General features: G+C 67.4%; 2 protein-coding genes. Both read right to left on the bottom strand.

What is annotated here, in order from left to right:
- Positions 1–114: 114 nt before the first annotated feature.
- A complete protein-coding gene (locus OSH12_RS12650) occupies positions 115–1,311 on the bottom strand; it encodes a substrate-binding domain-containing protein (RefSeq protein WP_266343928.1) in 1,197 nt (398 codons plus the stop codon).
- A gap of 361 nt (positions 1,312–1,672) precedes the next feature.
- A complete protein-coding gene (locus OSH12_RS12645) occupies positions 1,673–11,689 on the bottom strand; it encodes a hypothetical protein (RefSeq protein ID WP_266343927.1) in 10,017 nt (3,338 codons plus the stop codon).
- Positions 11,690–11,837: the final 148 nt, after the last annotated feature.

The raw sequence follows: 11,837 nt of genomic DNA, 5'->3' as shown, positions 1-11,837 counted from the left end.
ACTCTCACTCTCCCGGATGCGCAACCAGCGAGCGCCGGATTCCTGTTTGAACGATACGCCGGCGGCTTCTTCGAAAGCCACCGGCGTAGCGTCATTCATCGCCTTCAGCAGCGCCTACTTGGCGCAGGGATCCGGCGTTTGGGCGTAGTCGAACAGCGCCGTATGCGCCGGCTTGGCGAAATAGGCGTCCATCAGCGCTTCCGGCATCGGATCCTGCGGCGCGACCGGGAAGATCGAGACGGCATCCTTGGTCATGCACTCACGATGCCATTTTCCGAGCTCGTCGGGGTTCACGGCCGGCACCGGAATCATGAGGATGTTCAGCTTCGGCTGCTGGCCCTCGAGCACGCGGACGCCGACGCGGAACAGCGTCTGCGCCGTCCAGGATGGCATCAACGCGCCGCCGGTGAAGCGGAACGTGTCCTGATTGTCCTTCCAGAAGCCGAGCGCGTCGCCCGAGATCGAGCCGGAGACAACCGGGATCGGCCGGCCTGCCTGCTTGAATGCCTCGGCGACGATGCGCGACTCCGAACCGGAGGTCCACACGCCGGCGATCGGCTGCGGCGTGGTGGCCAGTACCTGCAGCGTCACGGTCTTGGTGACGTTAGGCGACCAGTTGCCGTTGACGTCGCGGACTACCTTGACCTCGGGCGCTTCGGCAAAAGCCTTGTCGGCGCCGACGCGCTGCTGGGCGACCAGCGGGCTGCCGGCGATGCCCTCGATGCGCAGCACATTGCCCTTGCCGCCGATGCCGTCGATCACGCCCTTGGCGACGTCATAACCGAACTTCACGAAGTTCGAATCGACGTTGATGGCATAGGGGCTGGTGACGGCGCCGGAGCCGGTAACGAAGGGAATGCCGGCCTTGAAGGCTGCCTCGATCACTTCGTTCAGCGCGGTCGACGAGCCGGCGAACGAGGTGATGATGCTGCACTTCTTGTCGATGAAGGCGCGGATCTGGGCGATCTGCTGGCCGGTGTCGCCGTTGGAATCCGACATCTCGAAATCGGAAATCCAGCCCTTCTCCTTGTAGAGGCCGACCAGACGCTCCAACTCGTGCGTGACGGAAACGCGCCACGGATTGCCCTGATAGGACTCCGAATGGCACCACTTCCAGGGCTGCTTCACCGGCCCGAAATTGTCATAGGCGGAAGGCTGGATCGTCTCTTCGACACCGAGATAGAGCGCCTGCACTTCCGCTGGCAGCGTCGCGAAAGCCGGCGGCGTCTCCGCCCTGGCCACGCTGGCGACGCTCATCACGGCCGCGGCGCAAACCGCCAAGCCCAAACTCGTCCTGCTAGCCCGTGTCATGATCCTGTCTCCCTCCCTCTTGGCCGGGGCGGACATCCGCTCCCCGCGCTCAATTCACGCTGCCGCATTCGCGACAACCGTCCGTCCCGCCGGCCGACGTCACCCACGCCGGTTCCTCCCTCAGATCGTTTTCGCAGGTGAGATCTTTCGTTCATATCAGATAGCAAGCCGCAATCCTGTCAACAGGATTTTGGCGGGGGATCGCAAGGGAACGTTCGGGAAGGCGGGCCGGGTGTCGGCCAACCGCGCGGGGCCGCAAAACAAGACGCCCGCCCCGGCGAAATTTAACGGGGGCGGGCGTCTTGGCAGATCATCAATCGAACCAGCCGCGCCAAGCAGGCGCGGCGGGCAGCGGGTAGACCTACCAGCGAACCTGGAAGCCGGCGTTACCGCCATAGGTCTGGACGTTGCCGGCAAACTTGCCGTCGAAAGTGGCGAAGAACGACGTGTCCGGACCCCAGTTCATCTTGAAGCCGGCATTGACCGCCACCGCATCCTCGGCCGCCGCTGCGCCCTGCACGACGAAGGGATATCCCGGCGCGGACAGGAAGGTCGGATTGACCGAACGATCCGGGTTGAACTCATGCAGCCATGCCGCGCGCGCCCAGGGCTGGATCGTCATGTTGTCGCCAAGGTCAAGCACGGTGTCCACCTGAACGCCGAGCGAAGACGGCAGCGAGGTGATGGTGCGGCTCGCATAGTCGAGGCCCAGCACGTCGCCATTCGGCGAGGTCTCCGAAAAGCCCTGCATCGAGAGCGACGCGAACTGCAGGCCGGCAAAGCCCGTGACCGCGCCGAGGCCGGCCACCGGCTGACGCCAGCCGGTCTCGACCTTTGCGCCAAATCCGCCGCTCAGGAAGTCGCCTTCCCAACGCTCGGAGAAGCCCTGGACGGGATTGAGGGGTGCGTCGGTACCGGGCACGGTCGCCTGTCGGGTGGTGCTGTTGTTGTAGATATCGAGCGACACCGCGCCATTGGCATAGAACTGGCCCCACTTCTTCGAGGCATAGGCGCCGAGATGCCCGCCGACGATATTGCCGCTGGTCTCGCGATCCGGCACCGAGAACGAACCGGCGCCGCCACCGAGCGCAAAGCCCATCAGCGTGTCGGGATCGAGCTGGTAGTCGAGGCCGGCCGCCAGGCTGCCGCCCTTGTAGGTCAGGTCGGCGCTGCCGACGACGGTCGGATCGCCGGTGACGTTGCCGGAATTGCCGCCAACCGTCGCCCAGATCTTCCAGCGACGCTCCTCGACCGTCTCCAGCGCGGCGAAGGCCGGATTCTTGCCCGGCTCGGGGGCATAGCCGAGCGGCTTGGGCGCGAAGGTCTGGCTCGCCGGGTCGGTGCCGATGCCGATGCGCCAGCTGTCCGCCTGGCTGGTCATCGCCGCCATGAAGCTGCTGTTCATGTCGAACTCAGGCTGCTGGAAGCCGCTGACGCCTTCGCCCGAGATCGAGTCATAGACCGCGCCGAGCGCCTCGAGCGTCGGCACATAGAACAGCGCCGCCGCGATCTGGGTGAAGTTCGGCGAGGTCAGATCCGTCTGGATCGCATTGATCGCCGAACCGACCGCCGTCTGGTTTTCCGTCAGGCCGCCGCGTGCATAGTTGATGTCGACGTTGAGGACGACATCCTTCGGATCGAGCGGATAGAGCAGCTTGTACTGCGCCACAGCGCTAGGAAGGGTGTCGAGCGCGAGCCCCTCGTCCGTGACACCGCCTTCAGTATGGATGATGACATAGTCGGTGCTGCCGGTACGCGCCGCGCCCGGATTCAATACATTGACCGCGACAAGACCATTCACTTCGGCCTTACCGCTGACGTCGATCCTGTCGGTCGTGCCGGCCAGATCGAGATCAAGCAGGTAAGCGCCCGTGTCGGCCTGTTCGAGATTGCCGGTCAAGGTGGTGGTCAAGACGCGGTTCCAATCGCCCGGCGACATGTAGCCGGCGTTGGAGAACTGGCCCGTTAGCCCGAGATCGACGGTCTCACCCATAAAGTAAGCCGCCTCGAAGCGGTTGTTGAAGGCATTCTGACCGGCCCCCAGAGCCACAGAACCATAGACCGCGCCGGCATTGTCGAAAGTATCGTCTCCGCCGGTTGCACGCATGGCATAGCCGTCGATCCCGTTGATCGAGGCGACAAGGCCATAGTTGGTGAGCTTGTTGGTCTTGCCGTCCCTGAAGCCAACGCCGGCGCCGGAACCGGTGCCGCCGATAACCAAAACCGGGCTCAACGGAACGTCGGCGATGGTGACGTTGATGTCGCCATTGCCTTCGCCCTCATCGCCAACGCTCTGGGCGAGAATGCCGAAAGAGCCGTCGCCAATGATAGCGACGCTCTTGGTCTGGGTGATGGTCACGTCATCGCCGGCGCCCGCGCCGCCCGCCGAGCCCATGAAGCCCGCAGGTGCCGCGAACAGGGCGAAGGTCGGAGCACTCGCGCCGGAGAAGCCATCGAGGCCGAGGTAATTGCCGTCGGAACCGCCGACACCGCCGCCGCCGCCGATCGACTGCGCGAAGACGCCGACAGAATTGGCATCCTCGATATAGATGCTGGCATTGCCTGTTATCGTGACCTTGCCGCCCTTGCCGTTGCCGGCGTTTTGGGCTGCCTCGACGATACCGTCCGTACCCGCCGTGACGACACCGCCGCCACCGCCGACCGACTGCGCGAAGATGCCGACAGAACCCTTGCCCGTCAGCTGGATGCTTCCGGTGCTGGTCACCTCGACATCGCCGCCCACGCCGGTAGCGCCATCGCCGCCGAGGATCGCCGGTACGCCGAGGGCAACCGCCGTCGCCGCACCGCCGCGACCGCCACCGCCGCCGACCGACTGGGCGAAGATCGCGACCGAATTGTCTCCCTCGATCAACATGCTGCCGTCGTTGACGACCTTGACGACGCCGCCGTCGCCGCCCGCGCCACCCGAACCGCCGACCGCCAACGCGATCGTCGGCGTCCCGCCGGGGCTCGTCACATAGGTGATGCCCCCCGTGCCGCCGCCGCCGCCGACGGACTGCGCCATGATGCCGGTCGAGCCATAACCCTTGGTGATGATCACGCCAGTCGACTCGTTGGTGACCGTGACGTCGCCGCCACGACCGCTCACGCCGCCGGCTCCACCGATGTTGAAGTCGAACGCGCCGTTCCCGGTCAGCGCGGTGCCGCCGGTCATGGCGCCATTGCCGCCGCCGCCGCCGACCGACTGGGCAAAAATCGCAACCGAGGCTGCGCTCACCGTGGTGATTTGTCCGGCATTGGTCACATCGACCGCGCCGCCATTGCCGCCCTTGCCCGTACCGCCAACGTCGATGGAACCGGAACTCAGGCCGTCCACCAGGCCGCCGCCGCCATTGCCGCCGCCACCGCCGACCGATTGAGCGAAGATGCCGTTAGAGCCATAGCCTTCGACCAGGATGGTGCCTTTGGTCGTCTTGGTCGGGTCGATATGGGTCGCGATGATGTTGTCGACCGTGACGTGACCGCCATTGCCGGTCGCTCCCGTATCGCCGCCGACCGTGATCAGGCCGAAGGTACGGCCGGCCGAACCGCCGCCGCCGCCGATCGACTGGGCGTTGATGCCATCGGCGCCGTCGCCGGTGGTATGCAGGCTATTGGCGTTCGTCACGGTGACGCTGCCGCCGCTGCCGGATGCGCCGCCACCGCCGCCGACCAGGACAAGCGCCGGGATCTTGTCGGTGAATTTGCCGGCGTTCTTGCCGCCGCCACTGCCGCCCCCGCCGCCAACCGACTGGGCGAAAATGGCATGGGAATCGACGCCATGCGTCTCGATCATCGCCGCGTTGCCGACGTCGACTATGCCGCCCTCGCCGCTTGCGCCGCCGGAACCGCCGACGCCGACAAGGGTCAAGCCAACCGAGCCGCCCGCGCCGCCGCCGCCGCCGATCGACTGGGCAAAGATGCCGACGGAATCGTCCGCATGGGTGAGGATGCCACCATAATTGTCGATGGTGACCGTGCCGCCGCTGCCGGCCGCTTCACCGGTGCCGCCCACCGCCAGCAACGCACCCGCGCCACCGCCGGTACCGCCACCACCGCCGACCGACTGCGCGAAGATACCGGCCGAGCGACCGGTTTCCGCATTGCTGTCGACGACTTCGCCGTCCTCATCCAGAACCACGCCGCCGAAGGTTTCGATCAGCGCCAGTTGCGCCTGCGATCCATCGATTGCGCCATTGGTGACGGTTACCGCGCCGCCATTGCCGCTCGCGCCACCGCTGCCGCCGAGGGCAATCGTGCCCAGCATGCCCGCATTGCCATCGCCGCCATCGCCACCACCGGCGCCGATCGACTGCGCATGAATACCATCGGAGGTCTGACCCTCCGTGACGATCTTGCCGGTGTTCGTGACGATCACCGCGCCGCCATTGCCGCCCGTGCCGCCCGAACCGCCGATGGCGATCGCAGCGGAGCGCTTGAAGCTGCCGGTGCTGAACGGCTTCAGGAAGGTGAGCGGATCCACGGGCAGCAGGGGAATCGAAACCAACCCGCCAAGCCCGACATAGGCGTCGCCGCCGGTGCCGCCGCCGCCGCCGATCGACTGGGCAACGATGCCGGCCGATTTTTCGCCCTGCGTCAGGATGAAGTCGAGATTGGCGACATCGACGATTCCAGCGATATTGCCGTCACCGGCTGCGCCGCCAACCGTCGCCTGAAGGTTCCAGTTCGGCGAATTCTTCGTCGCATCGCAGTCCACGGGCGGCTTGCACGAGGGCCCAAGCTGCAGGGAGATCGAATTCGACCGACCGCCCGTGCCGCCGCCGCCGCCGATCGACTGCGCGAAGATTCCTGCTGCGCCGATCCCTTCCGTTATGATGCCGCCATCCTGGGTGATCTTGACGTCACCGCCGACATTGCCGCTGCCGCCGGTGCCGCCGACCGCGACGGTGATGTTGACCTGCGTGCCGGGCGTGTTGCCGCCGAGGCCGAGCGCGCCGCTGATCGCGTTGCCGCCCGAACCGCCACCGCCGCCGATCGACTGCGCGAAGATGCCGAAAGCGCCGTCTTTCTTGGTCGACAGCAGCCCGTCATTCTTGACCGTCACGTCGCCGGCGGCTCCGCCATCGCCGCCAAAACCGCCGACAGAGACGCTGGCGTTGACGTTGGTGCCGTCGGCGAGAGCGCCGATGCTTGCCGCGATCGCCATGCCGCCATTGCCGCCGCCGCCACCGATCGACTGCGCCTGGATCGCATGCGCCTCGACGCCAGTGGTCGTGATGGCACCGGTGTTGTCGACCTTGACGATGCCGCCATAGCTACCCTCGCCGCCGAAACCACCGACCGAGGCCGACAGGCTTTTGGCGTCCTTGCCGGCGATCGAGCCGGCAATCGACAGGCCGCCATTGCCGCCGCCGCCGCCGACCGACTGCGCGAAGATGCCGACCGACTGGTCGTCTTCGGTCAGGATCGAACCGTCATGCGTCACCGTGACGTCGCCGCCAGCGCCGCCGCCGCCGCCGAAACCGCCGACCGAAGCGCTGATCTGGTTGCCGTTTTCACCGCCGCTCAGGCTTGCCGTGACGCTCAGGCCACCATTGCCGCCACCGCCACCGACCGATTGCGCCAGGATGCCATAGGCCTTCTTGCCCTTGGTCTGGATGATGCCGGTTGAATCGACCGTCACGGCGTCACCGTCGCCGGCCGCGCCGCCGAGGCCGCCGAGCGAGGCGGAGATCGCCGCCTTGGTGTCCTTGCCGAGCGAGCCGTTGACGGCTGCGGCAAACGAGAAGCCGCCATTGCCGCCGCCACCGCCGACCGATTGCGCCAGGATGCCGTTGGCGCCGTCGCCTTCGGTCAGGATGTTGTCGACCGTGGTGACGTCGACCGTCGAGCCGTTGCCGCCGCCGTCGCCAAAGCCGCCGACCGAAACGGCAACCGCCGCCTTCGCATCCGGGCCCGAGACGGAAACGGCACCGGAGAAGCCGCCATTGCCGCCGCCACCGCCGACCGACTGGGCGAAGATGCCATTGGCGTCGCCGCCTTCGGTGTGGATTGTGGCGGCATTGCCGGAAAGCGTCTTCCCGACATTGCTGTTGACGATGACCGCGCCGGCGTTCTGGCCGGTTCCGCCGGAGCCGCCGACGCTGACACTGGCGCCACCGGCGCCGTCGATCGTCAGATTGCCCGCGACGGAGAAGCCGCCATTGCCGCCACCACCGGCGATCGACTGCGCGAGGATGCCATTGGCGAGATTGCCTGCCGTGGCGATCGTGCCGGCATGATCGACCTTGACGAGGCCGGAGATGCCGCCCGCGCCGCCGCCACCGCCGATCGAGACGGAAGCGCTGACGCCCTTGCCGGCGCCACTGGCCGCGACCGAAAAGCCGCCATTGCCGCCGCCGCCGCCAAGCGACTGCGCGAAGATGCCGTTTGACCCCGCGCCGAGCGTGACGATATCGCCGGTGCTGCCGACAGTGACCTCGTCGCCATTGCCGCCCTGACCGCCCGAGCCGCCGAGGCTGACGCCAACCGCGCCACCATCAACCGCGATCGCAAGCACGCCGGAGAAGCCGCCATTGCCGCCGCCGCCACCGACCGATTGCGCGAAGATCGCCGAGGAATTGTCGAACGCCGTCGACACGTCGCCTTCGCTCGTGACCTTGACGACCCCAGCCTTGCCGCCGCCCGCGCCGCTGCCGCCAAGCGCAACGCTGACGCCGAGGGACTTGCCGCCGCTGACCGACAGAGCGAAGCCGCCATTGCCGCCGCCGCCGCCGATGGATTGCGCCAGAATGCCGGAGGAACCCGTGCCGCTGACCGTCTGCATGGTTTCCGGATTGAAAGCCGCCCCGGTGGCGATGTCGCCCTTGGAGGTGACGGTTACAGCGCCACCCGTGCCGCCCGAGCCACCGCCGCCGCCCAGCGCCACGCTCACTCCGGCTTGCTGGCCAACCGCCAACGCGACGGTCGAGCCGCCATTGCCGCCGCCGCCGCCGACCGACTGCGCCAGGATGCCGACAGACTGGTTGCCCGACGTCGTCACATTGCCTGTCGACCCGACCTTGACCGCCTCGCCATTGCCGCCGCCCGTACCCGAACCGCCCAGGCCGAGTCCGACGGCAGCGCCCTGAAGCGTGATCGCACCCGCGCCGGCAAAACCGCCATTGCCGCCGCCGCCGCCTACCGACTGGGCAAGGATGGCCGCTGACTGGTCCCCATGCGTATCGATGTTGCCCGTCGAACTGACGGTGACCGCTCCGCCATTCTGGCCCGAGCCGCCGCTGCCGCCAATGGCGACGGACGCGCCGAGCGCGCCGGTCGTGAAGGTGCCCGCGACGGAGAAACCGCCATTGCCGCCACCGCCGCCGACCGACTGCGCCAGGATGCCGGCAGACTGCTTTCCATAGGTGGCGATGTTGCCGTAGCTGATGACATCAACATCCTTGCCGACGCCACCCGCGCCGCCGCCGCCACCGAGCGAGACCGCGGCCGCACCACCTGCGGCGCCGAAGGAGCCGGAACCGCTCAAAGCCACCGCGAAACCGCCATTGCCGCCGCCGCCGCCGACCGACTGGGCGAGAATGCCCGTCGAGCCGTCCTCAAGCGTCAGGATGTTGTTCTGCGTGATGACCGAGTCGATCTTCTTGCCGTTGTTGACCTTGACCGTGCCGGCATCGCCGCCGCCGCCTGCCGTGCCGCCGAGGCTGACACCAACGCCGACCAAAGCGCCGGCTGAAAGGCTTCCCGCGAATCCGCCATTGCCGCCGCCGCCGCCGATCGATTGCGCCAGAATGCCGACGGCATTGCTGCCCTCAGTGATAAGGTTCCAGTCGCTGCGGCCCTTCCCTTGCAGGAAATGAGCCGCACCATCGGCATCGACCGTGACGTCGCCGGCCGAACTGCCGGCGCCTCCCGAGCCGCCCAGCGCGACGCTGGCCGCGCCAGCGCCGAGCGCCACGCTCACCGCGAAGCCGCCATTGCCGCCGCCGCCGCCGATCGACTGCGCCAGGATGCCGGTGGAATTCTTGCCCTTCGTCCAGATCGAACCGGAGCTGTCGACGTCAACCGCGCCGCCAAGGCCGCCGCTTGCACCGCTGCCGCCGATATTGACCGCGATGCCGATGCCGCCCAGCGCGCCGCCGGCCGAATAGCCGCCATTGCCGCCGCCGCCGCCAATCGATTGAGCGAAGATGCCCTGGGCATTGTCGCCCGTGGTCTTGATGTCGCTGAGGCTCGAGACATCAACCGCGGAGGCATCGCCACCCGCGCCGCCTGTGCCGCCGATGCCGATCGCCGCCGCGAAGCCAGCGCCTGCATCCACGGCAACCGCGATGGCTGCGCCGCCATTGCCGCCGCCACCGCCGACCGATTGCGCGAAGATACCGCGCGATCCGTCGCCAGAGGTCGTCAAGGACCCGGCCGTCTCGACCGTGACAGTCCCGCCCTTGCCACCCTTTGCGCCATCGCCACCCATCGAAAGCGCCAGAGCGCCGATCGTGCCCGATACCGCGAAGCCGCCATTGCCGCCGCCGCCACCGACCGATTGCGCGAACACGGCGTCGGATTGCGCGCCATGCGTGATGATCGAGTAACGAGTGTTCTGCGCATCGCGCAGAACTTCCACCGCGCCAGCATCACCGCCGCCGGCACCCTTGCCACCGAGAGCAACGCTGAATCCGACGCCGCCTGAGAAGGCACCGCCACCATTGCCGCCGCCGCCACCGATCGACTGCGCGAAAATGCCGGCCGAATTGATCGAATCCAGGCCGTTGATGCCCGTCTCGATGTCGCCGGCGTTGATCACCGTAACGAGGCCGCCCTTGCCGCCGGCGCCGCCGGCGCCACCGGCCGAGAACAGGCCATAGCTGACGCCGCCATTGCCGCCGCCGCCGCCGATCGACTGCGCGAAAATGCCCGCGGAGGCCAGGCCGTTCGTCTTGATGGTGCCCGTCGCCGTATTGGTGACCTGGACAATGCCACCATCGGTCGTCGAACTGCCGGTGCCGCCCAGCGAGACAAGACCGCCGCTCGACCCGCCATTGCCGCCGCCGCCGCCAATCGACTGGGCCAGGATGCCGTTCGAGGATTCGCCCTTGGTGACGATGGCGCCCGAATTGGTCACGCCGACCGCGATTTCATTCGCCAGACCGGTGGCGTAGCCATAGCCGCCGAGGCTGCCGCCGCCGCCGGAGGCAAACAGTCCGAAATTGGAGCCGCCATCGCCGCCGCCGCCGCCGATCGACTGGGCGAGAATGCCTTGCGAATTGTTGTTGTTGGTGGTGATCGATCCCGCGTTGATGACCGACACGACGCCGCCATTGCCGCCATTGCCGCCGTCGCCGCCGCTGGAAGAGAACAGGCCGAAGCCCCCGGCGCTGCTGCCGCCGCCGCCGCCGATCGATTGCGCGGTGATACCGTGCGAATAGATGCCCGAGGTTGTGATCGAGGTGCCGGCCGCCGTGACAACGGTGGCGTTGCCGCCGCTGCCGGCAGCACTGCCACCGCCTGGGTTGAAGACGAGGCCGCCACCGCCGCCGCCACCGCCGCCGCCGCCGCCCTGGCTTACCGCAGCGATACCGGCCGAATAGTCACCCGTCGTGACGACGCTGCCTCCGGTGAAATTGACCGTCGCCGATCCGCCGCTGCCGCCAAGACCGCCATCGCCTGCGCTCCCGGAGATGCCATAGGCGCCGCCGCCATTGCCGCCATTGCCGGCATTGCTGGTCGCGATGATACCCGCAGCGTGAGCGCCGGTCGTCTTGACCGCGCCATCGACATTGACGATGGCAATGCCGCCATCGGCGCCATCATGGCCATCGCCGCCATTCGAGAACACATAGCCATTGCTACCATTGCCGCCACGGCTGCCATTCGAGAAGCCGACAATGCCGGCGTTGTCGTCACCCGATGCGACGACGGCGCCGCTACCGGGCTGATTCGCATCCGCGCTGGGCTGGCTGTAATTGATGGTGACATCGGGACCGGCATTGCCGGTCGGGCCGCCCGGCGCGTTTGCCGGCGGTGGGGTGCAGGTCGTGCCCGATGCCGCATCTTCGTTGACCGAGCAGGTGGACTGCTTAGCAGGGGTATCGCCACTCGCCGGAACGAAGGCCGTGATCGTGCAGTCGGTCGAACCGGTGCAGGTGTAATTGGGCTGATCGGGCGTCGATGACGGCGTGCTGCCGGTGCCGCCGAGCGAGATCTGCGACAGGTTGGAGGTGAGGTTGTTGACGTCGAGCTGGCTGACGTTGGGGGCGCCGAAAACCGCCGAACCGCTGTTGGCGTTGCCGGTGCAGGTCTCGATACCGCCTGTCGGGCCGACGCAGGCCGCTTGGGCCGAACTGCCCGAACCAGCAAGCGCCATGACGACGAGAAACAGGGTGAGCCCGGAAGCTGCCGCGATGGGGCGAAGGTCCATGGCTCCCGGCAGGGGATTCGGCCACCGACCAAGACACGACAAAACCTTGGTCGCCCGTGTGCGAACCCGCATGATTTCCAGCCCCCCGCCATCCGCGCCGAAGGGCACGCGTGGACGATATACAATTATACGGTTACCGAAACGTAAT

The sequence above is a fragment of the Kaistia terrae genome, assembly GCF_026344005.1.
GTDB classification, from domain to species: Bacteria; Pseudomonadota; Alphaproteobacteria; order Rhizobiales; family Kaistiaceae; genus Kaistia; species Kaistia terrae.
This window is presented reverse-complemented; position numbering and strand designations above follow the sequence as displayed.